This is a genomic window from Thalassobacterium sedimentorum, assembly GCF_031127905.1.
GTDB lineage: Bacteria > Verrucomicrobiota > Verrucomicrobiia > Opitutales > Coraliomargaritaceae > Thalassobacterium > Thalassobacterium sedimentorum.
The window spans coordinates 68,219-93,072 of sequence record NZ_JARXIC010000011.1 but is presented as its reverse complement, the minus strand read 5'-3'; the positions used below and the strand labels follow the sequence as shown (position 1 = coordinate 93,072).

Annotated in this window: 18 protein-coding genes; 9 read left to right on the top strand and 9 right to left on the bottom strand. The window is 53.2% G+C overall.

The window, feature by feature from the left end:
* The first annotated feature begins 32 nt into the window (after window positions 1-32).
* Window positions 33-3,131 (top strand): response regulator, encoded by a 3,099-nt coding sequence (locus QEH59_RS08490; RefSeq protein WP_308984940.1) that lies wholly within the window; start codon window positions 33-35, stop codon window positions 3,129-3,131.
* 2 nt (window positions 3,132-3,133) lie between these two features.
* Here the strand turns inward: QEH59_RS08490 and QEH59_RS08485 are convergent, their stop codons facing one another.
* On the bottom strand, window positions 3,134-3,928 hold the full coding sequence (locus QEH59_RS08485; protein WP_308984939.1) for a glycosyltransferase: 795 nt from the start codon (window positions 3,926-3,928) through the stop codon (window positions 3,134-3,136).
* 90 nt (window positions 3,929-4,018) lie between these two features.
* On the opposite strand from QEH59_RS08485, the gene QEH59_RS08480 reads away from it, so the two are divergent.
* The 4 genes from QEH59_RS08480 to QEH59_RS08465 all read left to right on the top strand — a co-directional run bounded on the left by QEH59_RS08480 (window position 4,019) and on the right by QEH59_RS08465 (window position 9,842).
* Window positions 4,019-6,142 (top strand): protein-disulfide reductase DsbD family protein, encoded by a 2,124-nt coding sequence (locus QEH59_RS08480; protein WP_308984938.1) that lies wholly within the window; start codon window positions 4,019-4,021, stop codon window positions 6,140-6,142.
* Window positions 6,143-6,283: 141 nt separating this feature from the next.
* Window positions 6,284-7,306: a GTPase ObgE gene (gene obgE, locus QEH59_RS08475; protein ID WP_308984937.1), complete on the top strand. Its 1,023-nt coding sequence runs from the start codon at window positions 6,284-6,286 to the stop codon at window positions 7,304-7,306.
* Between the two features lie 72 nt (window positions 7,307-7,378).
* Complete coding sequence (locus QEH59_RS08470) at window positions 7,379-9,157, top strand: AMP-binding protein (RefSeq protein ID WP_308984936.1); 1,779 nt, start codon at window positions 7,379-7,381, stop codon at window positions 9,155-9,157.
* Window positions 9,158-9,383: 226 nt separating this feature from the next.
* On the top strand, window positions 9,384-9,842 hold the full coding sequence (locus QEH59_RS08465; protein WP_308984935.1) for a PA2169 family four-helix-bundle protein: 459 nt from the start codon (window positions 9,384-9,386) through the stop codon (window positions 9,840-9,842).
* A gap of 106 nt (window positions 9,843-9,948) precedes the next feature.
* On the opposite strand, the gene recD2 is transcribed toward QEH59_RS08465, so the two are convergent.
* A complete protein-coding gene (gene recD2 / locus QEH59_RS08460; RefSeq protein WP_308984934.1) occupies window positions 9,949-12,261 on the bottom strand; it encodes an SF1B family DNA helicase RecD2 in 2,313 nt (770 codons plus the stop codon).
* A 172-nt stretch (window positions 12,262-12,433) separates the two neighbouring features.
* Here recD2 and QEH59_RS08455 point away from each other — a divergent pair, with 172 nt between their 5' ends.
* On the top strand, window positions 12,434-14,971 hold the full coding sequence (locus tag QEH59_RS08455) for an O-antigen ligase family protein (RefSeq protein WP_308984933.1): 2,538 nt from the start codon (window positions 12,434-12,436) through the stop codon (window positions 14,969-14,971).
* Here the strand turns inward: QEH59_RS08455 and QEH59_RS08450 are convergent.
* The 4 genes from QEH59_RS08450 to QEH59_RS08435 are packed head-to-tail and all read right to left on the bottom strand — an operon-like array spanning window position 14,966 to window position 17,841.
* Complete coding sequence (locus QEH59_RS08450; protein WP_308984932.1) at window positions 14,966-15,670, bottom strand: SDR family NAD(P)-dependent oxidoreductase; 705 nt, start codon at window positions 15,668-15,670, stop codon at window positions 14,966-14,968. The genes QEH59_RS08455 and QEH59_RS08450 overlap by 6 nt on opposite strands.
* Before the next feature lie 13 nt (window positions 15,671-15,683).
* Entirely contained in the window at window positions 15,684-16,481 is a 798-nt protein-coding gene (locus QEH59_RS08445) for a sensor histidine kinase (RefSeq protein WP_308984931.1), read from the bottom strand.
* A gap of 16 nt (window positions 16,482-16,497) precedes the next feature.
* Entirely contained in the window at window positions 16,498-17,085 is a 588-nt protein-coding gene (ruvC, locus tag QEH59_RS08440) for a crossover junction endodeoxyribonuclease RuvC (RefSeq protein ID WP_308984930.1), read from the bottom strand.
* A 3-nt stretch (window positions 17,086-17,088) separates the two neighbouring features.
* Complete coding sequence (locus QEH59_RS08435; protein WP_308984929.1) at window positions 17,089-17,841, bottom strand: sulfite exporter TauE/SafE family protein; 753 nt, start codon at window positions 17,839-17,841, stop codon at window positions 17,089-17,091.
* 49 nt (window positions 17,842-17,890) lie between these two features.
* On the opposite strand from QEH59_RS08435, the gene truA reads away from it, so the two are divergent.
* Window positions 17,891-18,631, top strand: coding sequence for a tRNA pseudouridine(38-40) synthase TruA (gene truA, locus QEH59_RS08430; RefSeq protein ID WP_308984928.1), 741 nt, complete (start codon window positions 17,891-17,893; stop codon window positions 18,629-18,631).
* A 138-nt stretch (window positions 18,632-18,769) separates the two neighbouring features.
* Complete coding sequence (locus QEH59_RS08425) at window positions 18,770-19,261, top strand: MerC domain-containing protein (RefSeq protein WP_308984927.1); 492 nt, start codon at window positions 18,770-18,772, stop codon at window positions 19,259-19,261.
* 147 nt (window positions 19,262-19,408) lie between these two features.
* Here the strand turns inward: QEH59_RS08425 and QEH59_RS08420 are convergent, their stop codons facing one another.
* The 3 genes from QEH59_RS08420 to QEH59_RS08410 form a co-directional block, all read right to left on the bottom strand.
* Complete coding sequence (locus QEH59_RS08420) at window positions 19,409-19,843, bottom strand: Fur family transcriptional regulator (protein ID WP_308984926.1); 435 nt, start codon at window positions 19,841-19,843, stop codon at window positions 19,409-19,411.
* Window positions 19,844-20,053: 210 nt separating this feature from the next.
* Window positions 20,054-20,815 (bottom strand): choice-of-anchor M domain-containing protein, encoded by a 762-nt coding sequence (locus tag QEH59_RS08415; protein ID WP_308984925.1) that lies wholly within the window; start codon window positions 20,813-20,815, stop codon window positions 20,054-20,056.
* An 88-nt stretch (window positions 20,816-20,903) separates the two neighbouring features.
* Window positions 20,904-22,556, bottom strand: coding sequence for a choice-of-anchor M domain-containing protein (locus tag QEH59_RS08410; RefSeq protein ID WP_308984924.1), 1,653 nt, complete (start codon window positions 22,554-22,556; stop codon window positions 20,904-20,906).
* A 65-nt stretch (window positions 22,557-22,621) separates the two neighbouring features.
* On the opposite strand from QEH59_RS08410, the gene QEH59_RS08405 reads away from it, so the two are divergent.
* Entirely contained in the window at window positions 22,622-24,847 is a 2,226-nt protein-coding gene (locus QEH59_RS08405; protein ID WP_308984923.1) for a TonB-dependent receptor, read from the top strand.
* Window positions 24,848-24,854 lie beyond the last annotated feature (7 nt).

Sequence of the window (24,854 nt, the reverse complement as noted above, 5' to 3'; positions counted from 1 at the left end):
GCGTTTAGGGCGTGTTGTTAGCAAAATATATTATGGAAATTAAACGAGCCGCGTCTTTTAGCAATTCTTTAAAAGTTAAGTCAATTGGAGTCATTGCTGCGGTGGCGCTTATCTGCTGCGTAGTCTTTTCTCTGTATCGCGTTGAGCGTATGGAGAACATTGAGCGGCTTGAGCGTGAGAATCGTGATGTGCTATCATTTTCTGACGAATTAGTGCGTACTTACTTGGGGGCAGTGGTAGAGGATCTGCTGGTGGTGAGCGCCTCCAACACCTTGCGTGCATATTTAGCACAAGCGACTGATACAACTCATGCGGATTTTTTACAGTATTTGAGGAATCTCTCTATTCATAAGAGCGAGTATGCGCAGTTGCGCTATCTGGATGCTGAGGGGATGGAGCGCGTGCGAGTTGATTCGGGAGGACAGGTCGTCGTCGATGATGCCTTGCAGGATAAATCAAATCGTTATTATTTTTTGGAAGGCATGCGGGTTGATGCGGGCACCATTTATATTTCCCCCATTGATTTGAATGTTGAAAATGGCGAAGTTCAGTTGCCGCGCACCCCGATGATTCGATTTGTTTTGCCGATTGATGATCCTGATCAGGGGCGACTCGGTGTTATGGTGCTTAATTTTAATGCACGTAAACTACTCGAGCGTTTGCGATCGATGAGTCATGAGGCCGAGTCTAGTGTTGAATTAATCAATGCGGATGGTTATTGGATGTTGCACCCCAATCGTGCCAAAGAGTGGGGCTTTATGTTTACTGAGGGTTCTGCAATTACCATGGCTGAGGCACAGCCGTTTTTTTGGCAGCAGGTGCTACAGCAGCCTGCGGGCATGTATGAGGACGCTCAAGGTGCGGTGTTTTGGAAGAAAATACAGATCGAGAATGCGATTGATATTCGCTACAAAGCAGGCGCCGAGGATGCGAGTCAGTTTTGGGTGATGGCATTGCGTTATGATGCCGAATATTGGGAGGAATTGTTTCAGCCAATAGTGTCCAAGTATTCAATTCTAGCAGTCTTTCCTCTTTTTTTAGGCATTGCGGTGATCGTTTATTTCATGCTACGGGAGCGTTATACCAAAAAAATAGATGCCTTAAATCAGCTAAATGCTGACATCTTGGAAAATGCCCAAGTCGCTGTGATCTCAACGGATAAGGATGGTTTAGTGACTTCATTTAATGAGTTTGCTCAGACACTGTCAGGTTGGCGTGCCGAGGAGCTGGTGGGGCAGCAGTCAGTGATGGTTTTTTATGAGTCATTTGAAATTGCAGCGCGTGCCCAGCAGTTGAGTGAGGCTACGGGGAGCCCGGTTGCTACTGACTTTTCTGTATTCGCGCTGGCATCTTTAGAACAGGGGCGCGATGTCCGGGAGTGGATATTTACGCGTAAGGATGGTAGTAAAATTCCGGTGATTACCGCGGTGTCTGTAATACGCGACGGGGCTGGCGAAGTCAGTGGGCACCTTTTGGTGGTGGTGGATATTAGCAAACAGAAGCGTGTTGAAGGAGCACTGTTAGAGGCACGGGAACACGCCGAAGCTTTGGTTAAGATGAAGTCGCAGTTTTTGGCCAATATGAGTCATGAGATTCGGACGCCTATGAATGGAGTGGTTGGCTTAGCGAATCTATTGATCTCAAGTGATTTAAATTTTGAGCAGCGTAAGCTGGTGGAAACTTTGGTGCGCAGTGCGGACACGCTGATGGTAGTGATCAACGATATCTTGGATTTTTCGAAAATCGAGGCGGGCGCACTTGCCTTGGAGGAGGCTTCCTTTGATTTGAGAGAGTCGATTGATAATACACTGGTGCTTTTTGCCGCAGAGGCTGACTCGAAGGAAATTGAGTTGATCAATCGTACGGCTCCTGAGGTTGATTTTGCCCTGTGGGGGGATTCGCACCGAGTCACGCAGGTGCTGTCCAACTTAGTCGGTAATGCGGTTAAATTTACTTCTAGTGGCGGAGAGATTATCTTGTCGGTTCGGTCAAGTCGTGTCTCGGAAGATCTCATCATGGTGCATTTTGAGGTTTCGGATACCGGGATTGGCATGGATGCCGCGACCAAGGATAAGATATTTCAGCCCTTCATGCAGGCGGATGCCAGTACCACTCGCAAGTTTGGTGGCACTGGGCTAGGTTTGGCGATTACAACTCAATTAGTTGAGATGATGCGAGGGAGCATCGCTGTTGAGAGCGAGCTGGGCGTCGGGACCAAGTTCATGATCGATATCCCATTTTCCCCGGATTTCAAGAATGCGCAGAACTACACTGCCATTTTGGATCGCAGCGCATTTCAGGATAAGCGTGCGTTAGTCGTGGATGACAATTTGACGAACCTGTTAGTCATACAGGGACAACTGTCGAATTTAGGCTTCAAGGTTAAAACCTTTGAATCCGCCAATAGTGCTTATTTGGAATTTGTGAACGATCCTGATTACGATTTATTGGTCTTGGATTATTTAATGCCGGAAGTTGATGGACTGGAACTGGCGCGTCGTTTAAAGAGTCGTCGCAGCGGTGGTAGCAGTAAATTGGTGATGTTGAGTTCGTCTCAAGTAGTGATCAATCAACAGCAGCGTGAGGAGGCTGGTATTGATGTCTACTTAACCAAGCCTATTTCGCAGCGTGAGTTACATGCGGCCTTGAGGGATCAACTGCTACTGGGCTCGGTGAGCGCAGCTAAACCGCTGAATTCGGCAGCAGAGATTAAAGAGCGTCTGAGTGAGCGCTTGGATGGCCGTGAGTTACATTTGATATTAGTGGATGATAATGCGACCAATCGTATGGTGATGGGATTGCAGTTTCGCTCTATAGGACTGAATATTGTCACTGTTGAGGATGCTAAGGAGCTATTTTTGCGTCTGGAAACCAGCTCGTTTGATGTTGTCTTGATGGATTGTAATATGCCTGAAATGGATGGTTTCGAGGCAACTAAGATTATTCGTCAGCGTGAAGCTGAGGGAAGTTACAGTGGGGAGCCGCTTTGGATTATTGCAGCGACTGCCTTCGCATTCGAAGACGACCGTGACAAGTGCATTGAAGTTGGAATGAATGATTATGTGTCCAAACCTGCCCGTTTACCTGAACTGGCACAGGCAATCGAGCGCGCAATTATCGCACGTCTGTAGTTTTACTCATTTGATAGCGGTCGATTGTACCAAAAACCGCAAAGCTTGCGTGAACGCACCGCGAGTGGAAGTAGGATCATGAGTGCCACCCAAGCTAGAATTTGCGGACCGGAATACCACTTGAGTTTCCGTGCTGAGGTAAGTGCCGGATTGTGTTGTAGTATCGTGAAGCCTAGGCCCTTGGCTTTGCCCCATTTCTTGAGTTGACGGGAAAAACGGACTTCTTCGCTGGCATAGAGTGATTCATCATAGCCGCCGACTGCATCAAATGCATCGCGGCGACAGAACAGGAAACTGCCGGCGGCGGTGCGCGTGAGTTTGGAGATCTGTTCCCAGAGCGCAATGCCGCAGCGGCCGATGTGGCTCACCTTTCCTTCAAACTTGATGATTGAGCCACCGCCGACGCAGGTGTTTTGCTCTAGAAGTTGCAATGCTGTGTTTAGCAATTCTGCAGGAATGCGGGTGTCGGCGTCGATAAAGATTAGAAACTGGCCACAGCTCTGCCGAGTGCCGGCATTGCGGGCGCGCGCGATTTGGTTGACTGGTTCATGCACCACCAGGTCCGCGCCATGCGCCAGGGCGACGTGTGCAGTTGCGTCGCTGGAATTGTTGTCGACGACGATGCACTCCCCCGGCATGGTACAAGTTTGCATCGCTGAGCGTATGGCGTGCAAGGTCGCGGGCAGTTCGGTGGCCTCATTGTAAGCGGGAATGATAATCGAGTAAGTTGGATTATTGGGAGTGGTTGGAGGCACAGGCTTGACGTCAGGGGCGCAGAGAACTTTTAGCATTTGCATAGATCGGGACTATGCGGAGTTCCTTACAGTTATTAAATGTGTACTTGTTCTGGAATAAAACAGGCATGCTTGCTATCCATCTTTCTATATATGGCTAAAAATATGCTGCGCTTTTGTCTCTCCTTATTCGTCTGGATGCTATCGTCGGCGAATGCTGCGCCCGTAGTTGCGGAGCATACCACCGTCGAGCTGCTTGCTGAAAACCGTGCGATTGTTCCCGGTGAATCTTTCGATGTGGCTGTGCGCTTTAAATTAGAGCCACATTGGCATATTTATTGGGAGAATCCTGGTGCCAGCGGGCTCGCTGCCTCCATCGACTGGACCTTGCCAGAGGGGATCACTGCTGGTGAGATTCAATGGCCAGCTCCCGAGCGCATTTCAATGGCTGGCATGGTGAATTACGGCTATGAAGAGGAGGCTGTATTACTCGTGACCATGCAGGCTTCGGAAACTTTGCCACTGGGAGCAACCTTGGATCTACAAGCGGATTTGTTTTGGCTCATTTGTAAGGAAGTCTGTCTACCCGGTGATGCCCGTCTGCAATTGCAGATGCCAGTGGCCGAGGTGACTGAAGCCGGTGAGGAAGCAGTGAGTTTTCAAACTGCCCGCGAGCGTCAGGCTCAGGCGCAGGCTCCTTGGCAAGTTCATGCATCTTTAAGTGATGCGAGTCTGATACTTTCACTGTCGGGTTCAGAGATGCCGACTGAGCTATACTTTTATGCAGCAGTGGAGGGGCAGGTGGACCCTAGTGCCGAGCAAACTTTGAGTTTTCCAGCGGCGAATCAAGCAGAACTGCATTTGCCACTGGATACCCCTTTTTTGGAGAATCAGCCCGATTCGATTAGTGGTATTTTGCAGTCTGATCAAGGCGCTTGGCAGGTTACTGCCGAGATCGGAGCTGCTCCTACTGCATTACTGCCTGCGGACGATGCGGTCGCAAGTGCCGCGCCTCGGGGGTTCGAGCAGCGTTTACTGGCTCTTGGGTTGCCGGGATTTCTGGCCCTGGCTTTTCTGGGGGGGCTTATTTTAAATATCATGCCCTGTGTGCTGCCAGTGCTTTCACTCAAGGTCTTTTCTTTGTTGAAACATGCGGGGCAGGCGCGTCGGGATGCCTTACGGCATGGCCTGGCATACACCGTTGGTGTGGTGCTGAGTTTTTTGGTTTTGGCGGGAGTTTTATTTGCCTTGCGCGCCTTGGGCGAGCGCATCGGCTGGGGTTTTCAGTTGCAGAGTCCTGGCTTTGTCGTGGTGTTGACTACGGTCTTTTTCCTATTCGGTTTGAATTTGATGGGCGTTTTCGAGTTGGGCGGTAAATTGGTGGGGGCAGATGCCTCGGTTGCTCAGCGGAACGATGCCTTAGGCTCGTTTGGTATGGGTATACTAGCTGCTGTGGTTGGTGCTCCCTGCATGGGACCATTAGTGGCGGGGGTCAGCGGTCTGGCGGTGCAGGCAAATTTGGCCACAGGCTTGTTAATTTTTGGTATGATGGGGCTGGGGCTGGCGTCTCCTTTCTTAGTATTGTCAGTGTTTCCCAAGCTGGTGGCTTTTTTGCCTAAACCCGGACTCTGGATGGAATCTTTTAAGCAGGGCATGGGCTTTTTGCTGATGGGAGCTGTTGTGTTTCTTGCGTTGGTTGCAGGGCGTCAGGGGGGTGTGGACGCGATTTTTATTTTACTTGTGATCATGTTGGTGAGCTCTGTGGCTGCATGGATTTTTGGTCGCTGGGGGGCTGCGTTTCGTTCTCAGCGTACGCAGTGGATTGCTAAGTCGCTGGCGCTGGCGCTGGTGGGGGCAGCTTTGGTCATTGGTATGAGGGCCATTCAGCGCGCCTATACTAATTATGGAGAGCAGCCGACTCTCGCCGACGCGACTGGTCAGTGGGGGCCTTGGTCTGCAGATAAGGTGGATGCCTTGCTTGCGCAGGGACGCCCGGTTTTTGTCGATTTTACGGCGACTTGGTGTCTCATTTGTCAAGTGAACAAGAAGGTTGCGTTACGCACGGATGCGACGGCGGAGCTTTTCCAGGCATATGATATTGTCGCTTTGGAGGCTGATTGGACACGTTACGACCCTGTGATTACGGATGCGCTGGAAAGCTTTGGTCGCTCCGGGGTACCGCTTTACGTTCTGTATACGCCAGATGGTGAGGTAACGGTGCTGCCGCAGAGTTTGAGCAATGGTATCGTGCGCACTGCGGTCGAGCAGGCCTTATAGTGGTGCTTTGTGGAGCCTGTGAAATTACAGTCATCCAGAAATGGCAGCAGTCTGTTTGCGGCTATGACATGCGTGTGAGGGTTTCGAGGGGTGCTGGGGGATTAGATTTGCAAAGCGCGCGTACTCTGCTGAAAAGGAGGCATGTTTTACGACGAGGTCAAAGTGAATTTCAAGGCAGGTAATGGTGGCGATGGCTGTTTTAGCTTTCGCCGTGCAAAGTATGAGCCTAAGGGAGGCCCTGATGGTGGCGACGGTGGTCGCGGCGGGGATGTTTATATCGTGGGCGATACCAATGTTGCGGATTTGACGGATTATCACTTCAAACCAGGTTGGAAAGCCAAGAATGGTGAACCCGGTCGCGGAAGCGATCAGCATGGTGCTAATGGGGAGGACATTGTTTTAAGACTGCCTGTGGGCACTATTGTGGTTGATCGTGATTCTGGAGATCCGATTGCAGAGGTGCTGGAGCATGGGCAAAAGGTACTTCTGCTTGAAGGCGGCGAAGGCGGTAAGGGCAACGCTCAGTTTAAATCGTCGACCAATCAGGCGCCGCGCCAGTTCACTCTTGGTAAGCCGGCAGAAGAGGGAGATTTTCGCCTGATTATTAAGACGATTGCCGATGTGGGGCTGATCGGCTTCCCGAACGCAGGCAAGTCGACATTGCTGAATATGGTGACAAACGCGCACCCGAAGACGGGCGCCTATCCTTTTACCACCATCTTTCCGACTGTGGGGGTGCTGGAGTATCCTGAGCAGTTTGAGCGGATTACTGTCGCCGATATTCCCGGCCTGATCGAAGGCGCAAGTGAGAACCGCGGTCTCGGTCATCGCTTTCTTAAGCATGTGGAACGCTGTAAAGTACTCTTAATTATGCTGGATATGGAGGGCACTGATGGGCGCGATCCACTTGCTGACTACAAGGTTTTAGTCAATGAGTTGAAACTATACATGCCAGGTCTTGCGCGTAAGCCAGAGCTGATCTGTGCGAATAAGATGGATGAGCCGAATGCTGCAGAGAATCTCAAAATCTTTCAGCAGAAGGTGAAAGAGAAGGTTTATCCCATCTCTTGCGTCTCGGATGAGGGCTTTGAAGCATTGAAGCAGGCAATGTTGACGGAAGTACTGAAGATTCGTGAGGCGGAAGCGGTCGAGAAGGAGCAATGAATCGAAAAGGGTTGAGCTAATCGCTTAATTGCTTATGCATCAGTTGCATGACGAAATGGTGCGTGTCTTTTTGTGTTTTTCTATTATACATGCTGCCTGATATGCGGGGAGCGTTCCGCAGGTTTACCAGTGCTTTTGGAGTCGGATCCTTTCACCAGCGTCGTTACCAGTATGACAGGAGTGCTTCCAACTATGACTGTGAATTTGGGAAAAAGAATAGATATTGATGAGTCTGTATTCGGGCAGCGAGCTGACCTGAATCAGCATCTCGCGCACGAGTGTTTTGTTGCTTTGGCTCGTCATCCGCATCGTGAACTGATTGCGGATCGCACTCGTCAACGGCGCACGATGAAGAGCGGCTTCCTACTAGCTATTTCCTATATGTTGTCGCGTCGCATTGCGGATTTGAGTTCAAAGTCGCGGATTGGTATCATTTTTCCACCAGGACTTGGGGGCTACATTGCCAATCTTGCAGTTATGTTGGCAGGGAAAGTGCCAGTCAATTTGAACTTCACCCTCGGAGCCGCCAGTGCTGAGGCCTGCATGCGCAAGGCTGAGATTGACTGCTTGCTCACCACTCGGCAGGTGCAGCAAAAAATGCCTTTGTTTCCCTGGCCCGAGAGCGGTGTAGTTGATTTGCTGGACGCAATGAAGGCCTTACCTAAGGCAAAGACATTGGGCCTGCTTGGTTTAATTTATCTAGTGCCGGGTCAATTGCTGGCCCGCTGGCTTAAGGTGCCTTCTCAGGGAGGTGAGCGCGAGGCTGGTCTATTGTTTACCAGTGGCAGCTCCGGAGAGCCTAAAGGCGTGGTGCTGACGCACCGTAATATCTTAAGTAATTGTGCCCAAATCGATGCATCCGGCTTGCTGCCCAGAAGTGAAAAGATCATCGCCAATCTTCCGATTTTTCATAGTTTCGGATTCACGGTCACGCTCTGGTTTCCACTCTTGCGAGGCTGTGAGGTTGTGACTTTGCCGAGCCCCCTGGAAGTCAAGCGTGTCGCCGAGGCCGTTGAGGCCGAGGGCGCGACTATATTAGTTGGCACACCCACCTTCTTTAAACCTTACCTGAAACGTGTCGCTCCTGAGCAGTTGGCTACGCTTAAGTATGTGGTGGCCGGAGCCGAAAAGACGCCAGAGGGGTTTGCAGATGCATGGGAAGCTCGCTTCGGAGGTTTGTATCTGGAAGGCTACGGTCTGACAGAGACATCGCCGGTCGTCTCTGTTAATTTGCCGTCGGTACCCACGGGAGTGCCATATCCTGGTGATTCCGGTCAAGGCTGTCGACGTGGCTCTGTGGGACGCCTTTTGCCCGGTCAGGCAGCACGTATCCTGAATCCGGATACGATGGAAGATATGGATGTGAGCTTGGTAGGTCTGTTGGCCTTAAAAGGAGCGAACGTATTTGGTGGTTATTTGAACGAGCCGGAACGCAGTGCGGAGGTTAAGCTGGGCGATTGGTTTGTGACTGGAGACCTCGCGCGCTTCGATGCAGATGGTTTTCTGTTTATTGAAGGGCGGCTCTCGAGATTCTCAAAAATTGCTGGCGAAATGGTGCCCCACGGCACAGTTGAAGAAGCTTTGATTCAAGCCTATGATCTGTTGGAGTGTGAAGTGCCGATGCTGGCCGTCGCGGGGCGACCTGATGCGGCTAAGGGCGAGGTACTGGTCTTGATCGCTGCGTCAGAGCTTGAGCTCGAACTAAATGATGTCAGGGACAAGTTGATACAGGCCGGTTTCTCAAATTTATGGATACCTAAAGTCATTAAAGAGGTCGATCATGTGCCGACCTTAGTCACCGGTAAGCTCGATTTGAGGGCGGTCAATTCTCTGGCACAGTCTGAGGATTAACCGTTCTTGTGCTTAATGAATTTTGCACTATCCGCCTATTGCGGGCATTGCATAAAGCAGGATTCAGAGCTCTGTTAGTTCTTTTGGTCTTTTTGTGGTGAGTTGTTACTTACTGTTTATCAGTTTCTTATGGTTTTTACCTGGGGTGCTGCCCTCAAGTTGGCATGCGGAAGGCATTGTATAAATCCTCTCATCCAATTAATATAAACTAGAGAAGGAAATTATTATGAGCACAAAAAGCACTGTTAAAAGAGAACTGGAACGTCTTGTCATCCACGCCAACGATTCTGTTAAAGGATATGAAAAAGCAGCTGAGCGAGTGCAGAATGAGGATGCGAATTTGGCGCTCTGTTTTCGTGAAATTGAAAGCAATCGTCGCGAGCGAGTGGCCGCATTAAACTCTCGCTTGGAATGCATCGGCGAGGAGGAAAAGGATCGTGGCTCACTGGAAGGAACGACACATCGGGCCCTGATTAGTGTGAAGGATTTATTCACGTCCAGTCAGAATACGGATGCGGTTGTCGATGAAGCAATCCGAGGAGAAGAGAAGCTGATCGATTATATTCAGGATACCTTTGACGATGTCGAAGCGTTGGATGGTGAAACCACTCGTGCCATTCACGACTTGAAGCACTGTGTGCAGGGAGCAATCGATCGCTTGCGCTTGAAGATTAAAGCCGCGTAAACCCATTTTCGATAGCAATGTGAAAGAGTCGTCTCGCTGGGGGCGGCTCTTTTTTTGTCGGTTTGGTGATTACCTGAAGGATTGATCCATCTGCAAAGTTGCGCTGCTAGCTATCTCCATTTGCTTGGCAGGCCATGCGTAAGCGTGTTTGTAGGTGAGTGCGGCGCACTTGTTGTTCGTTGTTTTTAACGGCCATCGCATAGGCATCGAGCGAGCCTACGATGTAAACTTTGCGACGCGCGCGCGTGATGGCGGTGTAGACGAGGTTGCGTTGCAGTAATAAGAAGTGTTGCTTGAGTAGTGGTATGACGACGACGGGGTACTCGCTGCCCTGGCTTTTATGGATAGAGATGGTATATGCGTGCTGGATCTCTGAGAGTTCGCCTTTGGTATATTCAATTCTTTGGTCGAATTCGATGCTGAGGCCAGAGCGGTCGGCGGCGATTGAGCAGATGATGCCGGTATCACCGTTGAAAACATTCTTATCGTAGTTATTGCGTGTTTGAATCACCTTATCGCCAATACGAAAGATGCTGCTGCCGTATTCGATTTCAACTGGCAGTGGCTTGCGGGTTTTTTCACGGAAGTGTGTCTGAGTGGCGGGGGTATAGTCTGGATCGGAGCGTAGGCGCGATTCGGCCTTACGCCTAGGGTTCAGCACTTCCTGTAATTCTGTATTCAAGACCGTGATTCCCCCGCTGCCCCGGTGCATGGGTGACATTACCTGTAAATCTCTAATAGGATCAATGTTGTGCGTCTTGGGGATATATTCTTTCGCCAGGTATTTGATGGCCTGTATGCATTGTTCGGGTTGTTCGGCTTCAATAAAAGTGAAATCCTGGCTGGGATCCAGATTGCGCAAACTGCGATAGGTCATGCCGGGGTGTGTTTCCCCTTGCAAGATGGCGTGTGCAGTGGTGACTATGCCGCTCTCTTTGCCCTGTCGGTAGATGATGTTGAGGCGGGTGACTTTGGCTGGTGGCGCCGCCATTAAGTCCCCGAGTATATTGCCCGCGCCGACTGAGGGGAGTTGATCGGCATCGCCAACCAGTAGCAGATGGGCGCCGCTGGGAATTGCTTGCACTAGACTGGCGGCCAGGCGGGTGTCGAGCATACTGGTTTCATCCAGAATAAGAAAGTCGCAGGGTAGGGGATTGTCCTCGTTGTGGGTGAAGCTGCGGGTGGCCGCGTCGTATTTTAATAAGCGGTGAATCGTGCTGGCGGCGGTGCCTGAGGCTTCCGCGAGTCGCTGCGCGGCCCGCCCGGTGGGCGATGCGAGCTGGATACGTGCGCGTTTCGCTTTCAAAATGTCCACTACAGCGCGTAAAATGGTGGTTTTTCCTGTGCCTGGGCCGCCAGTAATAATGGATACCTTAGCTGCCAGTGTATTGCGCAGTGCGACCGTCTGCTGTTCGGCAAATCTGAATCCGGCGCGTGATTGGGCCCAATCCACTGCAGCATCAATTTTAATTTCAGGCAGCATGGACGCGGTATGAGCGATACGCGCGATGGCGTCTGCAATGCGTTTCTCAGCGCTCGCAGTGGTGGGCAGTTGGTAAGCAGGTCCCAGCGATTCCTGATTCTGATCGTAGGCGTGGATGCTGAAGAGGCTACCAGCTTGATCCAGGGCGTGGATACGGGTTTGAATCAGCTTGGGGTCCAGTGAGAGTAACTGTGTTGCCTGCTCTAATAGCATGTTCTCTGTTCCCAGTGTATGTCCTTCGTCTTCCAATTGCCGCATGGTGTGAAGGACGCCCGCGTCGATGCGCTCTTTAGAGTTGGTGGGAAAGCCGAGGTTCAGGGCGATCTTATCGGCTGTTTTGAAGCCGATACGTTCGATATCCTGTGCTAACCGATACGGCTCGTCTTGTAAGATGCGCTTGGCGCCACTCCCGTATTTTTTGACTAGACGTACACATTGGGAGGGTGTGACTCCATAGGTCTGGAGAAACATCATTACATCGCGTACTGCGCTTTGCTCATCCCAGGCGACTTTAATCGATTTGGCACGTTGCTTGCCGATGCCGGGAATCTCGTGCAAGCGGCCGGAATCTTCGCTGATGATTTTGAGGGTGTCGGCTCCAAAGTGATCGACGATTTTCTTGGCGTAGGATTTCCCGATGCCATGGATTAGGCCGCTGCCTAAATATTTGCGTATGCCGTGCACCGATGCTGGCAGCTGTGATTTGAATTGTGCGATTTTAAATTGATCACCGTGTTGCGGATGGCGGGTCCATTGTCCACTCAGTTGTAGAGTCTCGCCGCATTGTACACCAGGCAGGGCGCCAAGCACTGTGACGGGGCGTACGCTATCTGTGACCTGCAATTCAGCCACGCAGTAGGCATTCTCTTCATTGAAGTAGATGATCCGTTCGAGGACGCCGGTGATGGACTGATCGTTTTGTGTAGGAGCTGGCATCGAGACAACGCGGGTGGATGTAATAGATGTAGAGCCACTAGGCGGGCGGGGTCGATACGAAAAAAGCTATCCCTATTCGATGTCGGCCTCAAAAGTCATTGCACCTGCCGCCCTTCATTCCAAGCTTTGCCTCGTTCGCCAATAATGTATAGTTTCCATCTTTCGATAAAACATGAATTCCAGCTCAGGTAAGCATCGTCGCCGTTCGTCGAGACGTTCCCGCAGCCTCGCTGCCGCGGGCCATGCGCGTCGTCCAGTTCAGTCCGACAATTGGGGTGCGAGCGAATCGTTTGCTCCACCGCCCTCGGCTTCGCGTGGTACAATACGTTTGCGGATGCCGCCTGGAGAGCCGCCAATTTATCGAGTGTTTTTAGCAGCATTTTGCGCGGTGGCGCTACTCATTCTGTTCGGGAGTGGACAGCATGCCGCCGCTTGGGGCTTGGCCTTATTGTTCCCGGGAGTCGCGTTAGTGCTAAAGCCACCTAAGACAGGCTTGGGGAAGTTCGGTGATTACGCCTGTGTTGCACTGCTTGGCTGTTTCTTACTCGCCTTTGTGCCGGTGTTTTATTGGTCTATTCCAGAGTGGCGAGTACAGGCGGTGGATACTCTTGGGATTCAGTTGCCGGCAGTGCTTTCGGTGCAACCATGGATTAGTTTTGAATCCTGGTTGCTGGCTCTTGCAGGTTTCGGCTGGTTGTATGCGGCGTTACAGTGGCCAGTCAATGTTGCGGGACGGCGACGTCTTTACTTTGGATGGTGTGTGATTCTGTGTGTACTCGCGGGATTTTTATTTTGGGGAAATATGGTTGGGGCTCGTTATCCGGGAGCCGCCGAAGCTGATGCGTTTAGTTTTTCGCCGAATCAAAAGCAAACGATGACGCTCTTAGTCATGGGCGGTGTGAGCAGCTTTGCGTATGCGATGAGTGGGCTGCGTTCGCGTCAGTTGTTGCCTCTGATGGGGCTACCGGCAACGAGCCTGTGCTTGGCGGCATTGATTGCGAGTGCCTCTCAGGTAGGTGTTGTTCTATATTTCGGCGGCATTGTGCTGTGGTTTTTGGCGAGTCTGCGCACGCGTCATTTGCCTCGTTCTTTTAAGATCGCTTTTCCCTTGGTGGTATTGGGCTGCATGTGTGTGTTGATGAGTAATGAGCGCACGCTCGAGCGTATTGGGCAGTTTTTTGAGGTGGAGTCTACACAGCAGTTTCGCTGGGAGCTTTATTCAGATGTCGTTGAGATGGTGCGGGCGGCTCCTGTGAGTGGGTTTGGGCTTGGCACTTTCGCGGCAGTCTTTCCACAGTATCGCGCTGCGTCTGCGCAGCCGGAAATGCAATTGCAGCCGGAAAATGACCTGTTGTGGCTGGCTGCGGAGGGTGGTTTGTTAGCGGTGTTTTTGTGGGTATTGTTCCTGTGCGCATTTGCATGGCGCTGCCGCGGTATCCGGGCGGGGGCGAGTGCGAGTTATCGTCTGTTGGCTTTGATTGTTGTGGTTCTTTTCTTGGTCGATAGTTGGATGAATGTATCGGGGCACCGTGCAGCCACGGTCTATTTAGCCATTTTATTTGCTGCGCTGGCATTACCGGGACGTGGGCGCCCTGCTTGCTGTGTGCCTGTTATTTTTTGGAGAGGGGCCGGGGTTCTGTTGATTCTTTTTGGCTGTATGTGGCTGTGTGCCGGGGTCTTGAATGCGCCATGGCATTCCTCTGTCCGAATCGAACGCTATGCTTCTGAGCTACAGGCTGCCAAGTCGGCAGGTGACTTTGAGCGGGCGCAGGCCATAACATCCGATTGGCTGAATTTGCGGCCGCTTGATTGGAGCGCCTACTCTCAACGGGCGCAGCTCACTTTAGCGCAGACTCAGGATCCTGTGGCAGCGGAGCTGGATTTTCAACGTGCACGCTTTGTGGAGCCGGTCTTAGGGGTGGTGAGTTTCGTAGAGGCAGATGCCTGGCTACCCACTCAACCCGCACGTGTGGTGGCAGCCTGGCATGAAACTCTGCAGCGCGAAATGCCTGATATGGATCGTGTGTATCATCGCATGCTACAATTGGCAGCTGCATCGCCTGAATTACAGTCACGACTGGGGCGAATGTCGACTGCGAGCCCTCATTATCGAGCGCTTTTTCTGTGCTCTTTGAGTGGGGAGGCCTTTACACGGGAGATCCAACAGGATCTGGCTCAAGATCCGGCTTTAGCTGCATTCAGTCGTGAGCAGCGAACTGAGGTCGTGAGGCATTGGATTGAGAGCGGCGATCAGAAATCGGCGGCGGCCTTTGTGGCGTCGTATGCGGGCTCTTTAAAGAATGCTTGGTGGCTGCGATCGCTGTTATTTAAAGGACGGGCGGATTTTGACGCGGCAGTTTTGGAAATTCGAAACAATGTAATCGCTCCCGATTTGGATACGGTGGACCTGGATGAGACTGCACGCGCACGGCTGGTACGTGAGTTTGCAGTTGCGCCTGAGGATGTGATTAAGGGCACCACGTTGTATAGTAGTTACCTTGAAATGGAGGCCTACGAGCGTGCGCTGTCGGTTGTGGATCGGTTGCTGCTTACGTATGACTCGCGAATAGAGCTTTATTATTGGCGGGCTGAGTGCCTCTATCAATTACAGGACTATATCGAAAGCTGGTATACCTTTGAGACATACTTAGAGTCATTATGGGGACCCGCGGGCCTCGGTCAGGCTGAGCGGCCTGGGCTGTCATTATAACTTGCGAATGTCGGCGTAACTGCCGCTCTCCAGCTCGAGTAGCTGTGGGAGTATTTGTATCAGCTGGCGTGCACAGGACTCGGCGTCGGGCATGCGTGCGGTGCCCTTGGCTGCTTTTAGAATTGCGAGTGGCTGGTAGCGTGGATCGTCGGGGAGATTTGTTAGGTAATCTTGCATGGCTGTGTCGACGAGTCCAGGCGCGAGCGCAGTGAAATGGGTTTCTGTTTGTTCGCCTGCGTAGAGTTTGATTAGCATGTTGAGTGCAGCCTTGGATACGCTGTAGCCATTCCAGCCACGCATACCGGACTGTGACGCGCCGGAAGATATGGCAACCACTTGTGTCAACCGACGGGAATGTGCGAATAGGCTGTCTAGCAGCCATTTGTTAGACCAAACATTGATCTCCATGGTTTCCCGCAGGTCGTCCAGCGGCGTCGCTTGCATGTCGCGGATCTCGCCCAGCTTGCCAGCATTTAAGAAGACGCTGTCAAAGTGTGGAACTGGTCGAATGAGTTCTTCAAAGACGGGTGTCCCTGCACGGGCATCTGCCAGGTCGACTGACGCGAAATGCAGGCCCCTCTGGATCAAGTCTTTGGGGGCGCGGCGACTGCAGCCATACACTTCGGCTCCCTGTGCAAGATAAGTTTTCGCGAGTCCATGACCGAGTCCCGAGCTGACGCCTGTGATTAAAATGTGCATCGTCACCTGGTTGTTATCCCAACAGTTCTGGAATCGTAAATGAGAAAGTGGTGCCTTCGCCGAGTGCAGATTCCCAAGTTAGGTGGCCACCGTGGCGTTGTATAAAGTCCTCGCAAAGGAGCAGGCCGAAGCCAGAGCCCATTTCTCCAGAGGTGCCGCTCTTTTGTTTGCGGTCGTCGATCTTGAGCATGAGTGATTGTACTTCTTCGGACATCCCCACGCCCTTGTCTTTGACCTGAAACTCCCACAGCCCGGGTTGACGGTAGATGCAGATCTTAATCTCACCGCCTTGATGTGAGAATTTAATGGCATTGGTGAGCAAATTGCGGAAAATCGCTAGCAACATATAGGGGTCCGCGCGAATCATGCCAGAGTCGTAGGCTTCGATCTTAATACGTTGCTTTTTTTGGTGAGCCGTGGTGTGGAGCCGGGCGACCTCCGTTTCGAGTAGTTCGATGATGTCGATCGATTCGAGACGAAATTTGAGCTCTTGCCCAGAGTTGCGGGTCCATGCCACCAGATCTTTTAATAGATCGTCGGCATCGTGGGTTGCTTTGCGAATGAGGCCGCTCAGGCGCTTGGATTCTTCGATGTCGTTTTGCTCCAGTCGTTTGTCCAACATGCGGACGATTGCCAGCACGCCGCCAATCGCGGAGCGTAAGTCATGCCCGACGATGGATAGCAGTTTGTCCTTTGAATGATTGAGTGCTTGTAGGCGAATCTCTTCATCGGTAGGACTGCCGTGGATGAAGCTGTTGAGGCTATCCTTAGGATAGCCATCAAAGAGTGTTTCAGGGGGAGTCGAATCCATAAGTTTTGAACAATGCTCATTCTGCTCGCCATGTAAAGGCATGACAGAGGGCAACTGCGGCGGCGTCGGATTCATCGAAACGCAACTCGAAATTTGTGCCAGTGAGGTTTTGAACCGTGCGAGCAACCTGCTCCTTACTGGCGCGGCCCATGCCCACCACGGCCTGTTTGACGCGTAGCGGTGCATATTCGAATACCGGCAGCCCGCGCATCGCCGCGGTGCCGATGGCCGCGCCCCGTGCCGCCCCGAGGATCTGTGCGGTCTGGAAGTTTTGCACGTAGATGGTCTGTTCCACGGCGACATGGTCGACCGAGTGCTGGTTTAAGAAGTCGTCGACTTGATTGCCGATCGCACCCAGGCACTCGGGCATCGAGAGGCTGCGGTGCAACTTTAAGGTGGCGGCCTCGAGTATGCGGGCTGTTCCATCCGCAGCGTAGTCGAGTACTGCGAAGCCACTGCCGCGCAGACTTGGATCGATCCCCAGAACACGTCCTCGAAAGGGCTTGCCGAGCGTCATCCGAGGCGCTTGCTTGCGCGCGCCAGTGCCTTGCCCGCCCTTGGCAAGGTGTGCGGCCCATAATTTTCGGGTGGATTGATTTGCCATGGTTTAAGGGATAATGAGTTTTAGGCCGCCGACCACGACAAAGAACCAGATTAAAATTTCGAAATTCTTTTGATTGATATGTTTTACGATCCTTGGGGCAATCATTGCGCCCAGTACCGAGAATAGCATGAAGCTGGCGCTGAAGCGTAGCGATGCTGAATCAATGATCTCTAGGTCCATCATCAGCGGCACTTTCACTAGATTCGCCAGCAGGAAGAACCAGGCCGAGGTGCCAATGTAAGCATATTTCGGTAGACCGGAGGCGATGAAGTAAAGCGCGGCTACCGGACCGGCGGCATTGGCGACCATGGTGGCAAAGCCGCCAATGATGCCGGTGCTGCCGATAAATACGGGGTGCTGAGGTAGGGTGTCGATCTCGGTCGCATGACGGCGTAGCCATTTGCGGTAGAAGTGCACCCCGGTCATGCTGAGTAGAATCAGTCCGATTAAAAAGCGCACCTGCGCATCGTCGACGCGGCTGAACACGAAGTAGCCGACCAAGATTCCAGCAAACATCCACGGGGCGAGTTTCCAGATATACTGCCACTCCGCGTGGCGGCGGTAGACGATCACCGCGATGATGTCGGCCGAAACCAAGATCGGCAGTAAGATGCCCACCGATGCCTTGGGCGGCAGTGCCAGCGCCATTAGCACCACCGTGATATTGCCGACGCCGGGCAGGCCGCCCTTGCCCAAGCCCACTAAGAAGGCGCCCAGAGCGATCAGTCCATATTGCCATAGTTCGAGTGTGTCCATCGTCGCGAGCCTTGCATTCCGCGCCGCTTTGGCAAGAGTGCTTCAATCTATGCGATGGAAATGTATATGCGCCTATGATGGCACCGATTTTGATGGCTGGCAGCGCCAGCCGGGCGGCGAAGCTGTGCAAAATTATCTCGAGCGCGCGCTCTCGCAGATCTTTGATCAGCCGATTCAACTGCAGGGCAGTGGCCGCACCGACGCGGGCGTGCATGCGCGTGGTCAGTGCTTCCACTTCGATGCCGACTGGGCGCACGCTCCGGAAAAGCTGATACGTGCCTTGCACTCGATCTTGCCGACTTCCTTGAAGATTCATTCGGTCAAGCAGGTGAGCGAGGACTTTCATGCGCGCTTCTCTGTGACTGGTAAGCGCTACCTGTATAATTACTACCTCGGCCGCGCCGATCCGATCGACGACCGCTACGTCTGGGCCTGCCGCGATCTGCCATTGGACGTCGAGGCGATGCAGGCGGCCGCCGACATTCTGGTCGGCACTCACGATTTTTCGGCCTACAGCGCCAGCCACGGTAAGGATAGCGACCCCAACACGGTCAAAACCGTCACTCGGCTGCAGATCAAACAGAGCGGTAAGCACCTGCGCCTGGATGCCGAAGGCAGTGGCTTTCTTTATCGCATGGTGCGCAGCTTCGCAGGCGCACTGCACTCGGTCGGCCGGGGGCAACTGAGTCCTGCTGATATCGCAGAAATTCTTGCCTCTAAAGAACGCACCCACCGCATCGTGACCGCGCCCGCTAAGGGGCTGTTTTTGGATAAGGTATTCTATCCTTAAGTGCGGAGGGGCGCTGTGCCCTGCGTAGCTCGAAGAGCGAAGCACGGGTGACGGCGCCGGCCAAGGGGCTCTTTTTGGATATTTTTTATTGAAAGAAACTTGCAATAAAGGATTTCTTGATAACAGTCGCGTCTATCTATGGAAAATGCGACAGTAAGTACATGCCGTAGCCACGGCTGGCTCGATCACCTTGCGATAGGAATGGCAGCGGTTTGCGCCTTTCATTGCTTGTTGACGCCGATTCTCGTGATCGCGTTACCGATCATCGCGACGAGCTTCTTTGTGCATGAGGATTTCCATTTATGGATGATTCTACTGGTGCTGCCGACGACAGGTTTTGCAGTTTTTATGGGTTGTCGTCAGCACAAGGACCGCTGGGTGGCGGTATTCAGCGCGATCGGTCTTTCGATTTTAGTTTTTTCCTTGGTGCAGGAGCGTTTGCACAGCGCGGGGCAGATGGAGGCGGCGAATGAAGCGGCGCATTGTTCAGCTTGCGCGGGCGATGTGCTCGCAGAGCCCGCTCCACTGCACAGCGCGGCATGGATCAATACGCTGGGCGGCTTGACTCTAGCGAGCGCGCATATTCGCAACTTTCGGCTGTGCCGCAAGCGTCGTTGCCAGCACGATTAGAGCTGAGACCAGCGCGACTCACGCCGCTCCCCAAAACAAAGTTTTGAGGCTACGGTGCGGTGGCCTCGGTTCTCTGAACCGGGGAGGAGGAGGCGGTGGCCTCGGTTCTTTGAACCGGGGTGGTGGTCGTGGAGCAGGGCCGCGCGGCTAGGGCTTCGCGCACTCGTCGCACACGCCATAGACTTCCATCATGTGGGCGATCTGTGAGTAGCCGTGCGCTTGGGCGCGTTTCACGACTTCGTGCCCGACACAGACATCCAGCCGCTCGGCTTTGTGGCACTCGCGACAAATCAGGTGGTGGTAGTGCTCGTCGGGCGCTGTCAGTTCGAAGAGGTGAGTGCCATTTTCCAAAGGCACGCGTTGCAGCACGCCGAGCTTTTCAAAGGTTTCCAGGTTGCGGTAGACAGTCACCAAATCAGACGCGGGCAGCTGACCGCGTTCGCGTATTTCCTCCGCGCTAGCCGGGCGATCCATACTGAGGAGCGCCCCTAGCACGCATTCGCGTTTTTTCGTCATGCGCCCTCCGCTCGCCTTGAGGCGTTCGAGGATGATGTCCAATAACTCAGGTTTTTCTATACTCATGCGGGGGTTATACATGTAGCCTGATAGGAACTGAGCTTCGATCAAGCTTTTTGCTGTGGCTGTAAGGCGGAGCGTTTCGCTTAGTCGACAGGGAACCTGTTTAGCATCCGCCAGCATGCAGAGCCCCAGATACTAAAAAGCCCTGCGGTGCCTGAGGCGCCGCAGGGCTGAAAACCATTAAGGGGAAATCCCCGAACTGCCGAATTTGAATTAAGCGCGATGTGTGCGGCGGCGAGTGATGCCGCAAGCGAGCGCGAGTAGGCCGGCCAGGGCTGCATAGCTGGAAGGCTCTGGCACGACGTTGAAAGTGAAGGTTTGGGTGTCACTCATGAGGCCCAATGTGTCGTGGGTGGCGGAGGCGGTGAGTTCGATCAGCCAAGTGCCTGCCTCGGTGAAGCCGAAGTTGTGGTGGTCATGGCCACCTGCGCCTACGATCAGGGTGTTATTGCCGTTTTCAGTCAGGCTGGCGTCGGCGGTTGAGAAGTAAAAATTGAAGCCTCCAAAGCCGTCGCCTTGCCACAACGAGAAATCACCGCTGCCGCTAGGCGATGTGACGGTCCCTAGTGTAAATGTGATACTGCTCCAATCGCTTGCTTCGAGCTCTTCAGAGGCGATGCCCACGAAGGGAATGCCCACTGTGTTGCTCTGAGGCAAAATCCAAATGTCCTCACCTTCGGCTGCGCCGGTTGCAGGGATTAAAGTAGTATTGTTGGGCATGCTAGCCTTTAGACTTTCGGGCACATTGATAATGATGTCGCCAGCGTCGTATTCCTCATCCTCTGTGAGGGCGACGCCATCGACGATCGCTCCAGTGTGGAGGTGGGCGTGGAAGTGGAAGTCGGTGCCATCTTCGAGGGCAACACCCAGGTCGCCGTGACCAGCCGTCCAGAGTGCTGCTTGCGCGGAGTTTGCCGCGATGAAGGCGCTCATTATGCCTAGGAGGATGTGTGGGTGGTTCTTGTTTGATTTCATTGTGGTTTTTCTATAATTAGGTTTATTGTTAACGAAAGTATCTTTCGTTAGTAAGCAAGGTGGCTAATTGCCTTAATGCAAGTCTTTTTCATTTTGTTTCTGAAGGATCCATTCGCCAGCGTATGAATGCGCGCTCGGGGGCCTCGGTGGGTAAGCGCAAGGCGCGGCGCTGAATGCGGCCATACGCGTTGCCTGCTTCAGCGCTAACTTCATACTGATCAAGTGGATAGCCTGTCCAGTCGTCGCTCCAGCCAAACCAATTTGTGAGGTCGCTGCTGTATTCGAGGACGATATTTTCTTTGTTGCGATTGATCTGGTCTTTATAGGTGTCGCGGTGAAAGACGACCAGTTGTTCGGGCTCGGAGGGATCGGGCAGGGGGAGTTTTTCTGCATCGGCTATGGCGGGATCGAAGCCTTCCCAGAAGAGTTGATATTCCACTAGATCGGGCACGCCGTCGCCGTCGTAGTCGCTGCCGTCGTCTTTTAGACTGCCACTGGCGAGGCCGTGGCTGCGTTCAAAGCTATCGGCATAGTCGGCAAAGTCGTAGTCGGCCTCGAGGCCTGCGAGAAAGATAAGCTCGAAATCGGGCCCCTGGAATGTGTCCTCGGCGTCGTTGGCTACTGCGCAGACTTGTACGCGGTAGATGCCTGGGGCGGAGAACACAAAGTGGCGCCGGTGCTCGCTGTCGCTGACTATTTGCAAGTCGCCAGGACCTGAGACCTTGAGGATTGTCAGCGGGGAGCTCGTCAGGCTGGCACCTGCTGGAAAGCTGACGGCTTGTGTGCCCGCGAGGCCGACGCGGTGGGGCTCGGCGCTACTGTCTGTGACTAGGTCGAAGCCGAAAGCGTAGGGATATAGGATCTCGCCGATTTCTGTCGCTTGCGTGACTAGCGAAACTTGTCCGGGGGCGTATTCGACGTTTTCTCCGTCGGGGTGGATTGAGGCGGGGCCAGGCGTGTCGTCCAGTGAGAGCCGTAGTTCGGCGTTTCCTGTCGCCACCGAGGAGAATGGCACGGAAAAGTGAAAGGTGCTGGTGCTGCTGGTGTCTGTGTTGCCGTCTGATTGCCAAGTGTTCAGGCGTGCGGAAGCACGAAATGTCACCTCATAGTTACCCGGTTCTGTCAGACCGTAATTGTAGTGAGTGTGGGTGCCAATCGGTACGGGCTCGAGGCGATCGTTGTCGTCGATTCCATCTGCGGTGTTGAAGTGCATTTCCACGCCGCCGACTGATTTACTCTCCCACATGGCAAACTTGGCTCCGGCGGCGACAGCGGGGCCGGCGACTTCGACGAGCTCGATGATAATATTGCCCTGACCATCGGGAGTGAAAAAGCCGTTGACTGATTTTTGGAAAATCCCGGCTGGGATGATGGTGCGCCAACCGAAGAAAATCTGCCCTTCTAAATGGGCTTGCGGTAGGACCCAGAGGCTGTCGCCTGCATCGCCGAGTCCCTGAAAGGAGCTACTTAGAGTGTGCTTTGTTTCGGGGGTGGCGACGATGGTTGTGGTCGCGGGGTCGAGCCGCACGACACCGTCGGTGGTGCTGAAGTCGTTGCTCTCATCGTAGGAGATGGAGAAGGTCCAGCCGGCATCTGGATCGCCAGGGCTGAGTGCATAGTCGATCTGTACTTCGAAATGTCCTAACTGTAAGTCAGTTGTCGCGGTGCCCGTGGCTGTAGTTAAGACGGTCGTCAGCCAAGCAAGGCGAGTGAGGTAGAGGATATGATTGACCTGTTTCATTCGAAAAATGTTCTGGCTTATTGTAAGTGGGTTGCAATATAAATTGTAAGTTAGTTTCAATAAGCATGAATAAGATATTACATCCTCGCAAAATTCTCAGTGTCCTTTTTTGGCTATGCCTGCCCAGTGTGGTGGTGATTCAGTTGCGAGCCGAAGGCGAAGTGGCGGAGCCGTTTGCGATACCCACGACGGCAATGGAGGGCGATTCCAGTCCCATTTATGAGCTTGAGGGCTTTACTGTTGTGGCGCAGCGCTATGGCGAGGTGAGTGATCACTCACTGGTGAGTGTGCAAGTGCTGGAGGCGGAGGATTTGCAGCGGCAAATTCAGTCGACCTTGGGCGAGACGCTGGCATGGGAGCCGGGTTTGAATGCCAGTTATTTTGGTCCTGGCGCCAGTCGTCCTGTGATTCGTGGGCTGGGAGATTATCGTGTGCGTATGTTGCTCGACGATATCGGCACGCTGGATGTTTCGGATAGCAGTCCGGATCACGGTGTATCCTTGGAGCCTTTGTTGATTCGCCGTGTCGATGTGCATCGTGGCCCAGACGCCTTGCTCTTCGGGAATGCGGCGATTGGCGGTGCGATCAATTCGCAGACGCGTTATTTACCGGAAACGCTGCCAGCTGAAGCCGTGTCAGGCTCGATTGAAGCGCGTTATGAAACGGGCGCAGACAGTCGTTCGGGGGCTGCTTATGCCACGGTGCGTGCGGGCGACTTTGCGCTGCGTATGACCAGCGCGGAGCGGCATGCGGATGATTATTCGATCTCGGGATCGGCGCGGACCTCGGATTACGAGGCCACTTTAAATCCGATGGTTTATAACCCGGATACAGGACTGGATGAGGCGGTCGCCAATCCTTCGGGCACTTTGCCCAATACTTATTTGGATACAGAGACGCGCTCGCTGGGCCTGCTGTGGGAGCCTGCATCGGGGCGCGGTAGTTTGGGGGTGGCTTATTCGCGCTACGAGTCGGAATATGGCGTGCCATATCAGTATGGGGGCGATTCGACCGAACTATTTGGCGACACGGGCTTGGAGATGCGGCAGTCGCGGCTCGATGTGGACGCGTCGCTGGAGCTGGATTCGACCTTGCTTGAGCGAATCAGCTTTCGCTTTGGTCAAGCGGACTATAGCCATGAAGAAACATTTACTGGCAAAGCGAAGGATGCGGATAAGGAATATGAGGACACCACGATGGGCCTCGATTCAATGGAGGCGCGTATTGATTTTTATCACTCTCTATTTCCTGGCTTGGATGGGGTGGCCGGCCTGCATGGTTTCGATCGAGAGCTTTCTGCCAGTCGTTTGACGGCACCGCCGATGGAGACGAGTCGTGTCAGTAATCTGTTCGATACTCAGAACTTGGGCTATTTCCTGGTAGAGACTTGGACACAGGATGAGTGGACGCTACGTGCGGGCTATCGCTTCGAGTGGCAAGAGATTGTAGACCGTTCCCTGGAGGCTAACAATTATACGCGGGAGGCCACGGCGGAAAGTCATAGCCTGGCCTTGGGCGTCACTTGGCGTGACTATGATCGTTGGGGCTTCGATGAGGTGGCTATCACGGCTAATGTGTCTCATATTGAGCGCTTGCCCAGTGAGACAGAACGTTATGCATTCTGGTCGAATGCGGCGATTCAGCGTTTTGTGATTGGTGCCGATAATACCGGCACGCCGCTAGAAGTGGAACAGTCGAATGCCATGGAGATTGGCTTTGAGGGGCACCGTGGCGACTGGTCGGCGCGTCTGAATCTTTATTATTATGAGTTTAAAGATTTTGTCTTTTTGCAGGACATCAAGGGCAGCGGGAATCTTGCGCTGTATGTTGCGAAGGATGCGGTCTTCCAAGGGGGCGAGGCTGAGCTGACGCGCCGCATTTTTGAGAGTGAAACGAGCGTGCTACGGGTGAAGGGCATGATGGATTGGGTCAAAGGTGAGAACCTTACAGACGATACCTACCTGCCTAGGATTCCACCGCTGCGCATCGGCTCGCGGGTCGAATACGAACGTGGCAATCTGGAAATGGGGGCCGATCTTCGTTACGCATTTGCTCAAGATAAGGTCCAAGCTGAAACGGATGTGGTGCAGCCTGAGCTGGAAACAGAGGGCTACTTCGAGCTCAATTGTGATGCCCAATACACCTGGGAGCTCAGCGATGCAGAACTGACAGTCTTCGCGCGTCTGGATAATGTGCTGGATGTCGAGCGGCGCGCGCATGTTTCATTTCTAAAAGATGTGGCGCCCTTGACAGGCCGTAGCTTGAGCTTGGGCGCGCGTTGGACTTTCTGAGGCGTTT

Excerpts from the sequence above, each read along its gene's own strand:
- QEH59_RS08490 (WP_308984940.1), top strand. The coding sequence starts at position 33 with ATGGAAATTAAACGAGCCGCGTCTTTTAGCAATTCTTTAAAAGTTAAG.
- QEH59_RS08485 (WP_308984939.1), bottom strand. The coding sequence starts at position 3,928 with ATGCAAATGCTAAAAGTTCTCTGCGCCCCTGACGTCAAGCCTGTGCCT.
- QEH59_RS08480 (WP_308984938.1), top strand. The coding sequence starts at position 4,019 with ATGGCTAAAAATATGCTGCGCTTTTGTCTCTCCTTATTCGTCTGGATG.
- obgE (WP_308984937.1), top strand. The coding sequence starts at position 6,284 with ATGTTTTACGACGAGGTCAAAGTGAATTTCAAGGCAGGTAATGGTGGC.
- QEH59_RS08465 (WP_308984935.1), top strand. The coding sequence starts at position 9,384 with ATGAGCACAAAAAGCACTGTTAAAAGAGAACTGGAACGTCTTGTCATC.
- recD2 (WP_308984934.1), bottom strand. The coding sequence starts at position 12,261 with ATGCCAGCTCCTACACAAAACGATCAGTCCATCACCGGCGTCCTCGAA.
- QEH59_RS08455 (WP_308984933.1), top strand. The coding sequence starts at position 12,434 with ATGAATTCCAGCTCAGGTAAGCATCGTCGCCGTTCGTCGAGACGTTCC.
- QEH59_RS08450 (WP_308984932.1), bottom strand. The coding sequence starts at position 15,670 with ATGCACATTTTAATCACAGGCGTCAGCTCGGGACTCGGTCATGGACTC.
- QEH59_RS08445 (WP_308984931.1), bottom strand. The coding sequence starts at position 16,481 with ATGGATTCGACTCCCCCTGAAACACTCTTTGATGGCTATCCTAAGGAT.
- ruvC (WP_308984930.1), bottom strand. The coding sequence starts at position 17,085 with ATGGCAAATCAATCCACCCGAAAATTATGGGCCGCACACCTTGCCAAG.
- QEH59_RS08435 (WP_308984929.1), bottom strand. The coding sequence starts at position 17,841 with ATGGACACACTCGAACTATGGCAATATGGACTGATCGCTCTGGGCGCC.
- truA (WP_308984928.1), top strand. The coding sequence starts at position 17,891 with ATGCGATGGAAATGTATATGCGCCTATGATGGCACCGATTTTGATGGC.
- QEH59_RS08425 (WP_308984927.1), top strand. The coding sequence starts at position 18,770 with ATGGAAAATGCGACAGTAAGTACATGCCGTAGCCACGGCTGGCTCGAT.
- QEH59_RS08420 (WP_308984926.1), bottom strand. The coding sequence starts at position 19,843 with ATGAGTATAGAAAAACCTGAGTTATTGGACATCATCCTCGAACGCCTC.
- QEH59_RS08415 (WP_308984925.1), bottom strand. The coding sequence starts at position 20,815 with ATGAAATCAAACAAGAACCACCCACACATCCTCCTAGGCATAATGAGC.
- QEH59_RS08410 (WP_308984924.1), bottom strand. The coding sequence starts at position 22,556 with ATGAAACAGGTCAATCATATCCTCTACCTCACTCGCCTTGCTTGGCTG.
- QEH59_RS08405 (WP_308984923.1), top strand. The coding sequence starts at position 22,622 with ATGAATAAGATATTACATCCTCGCAAAATTCTCAGTGTCCTTTTTTGG.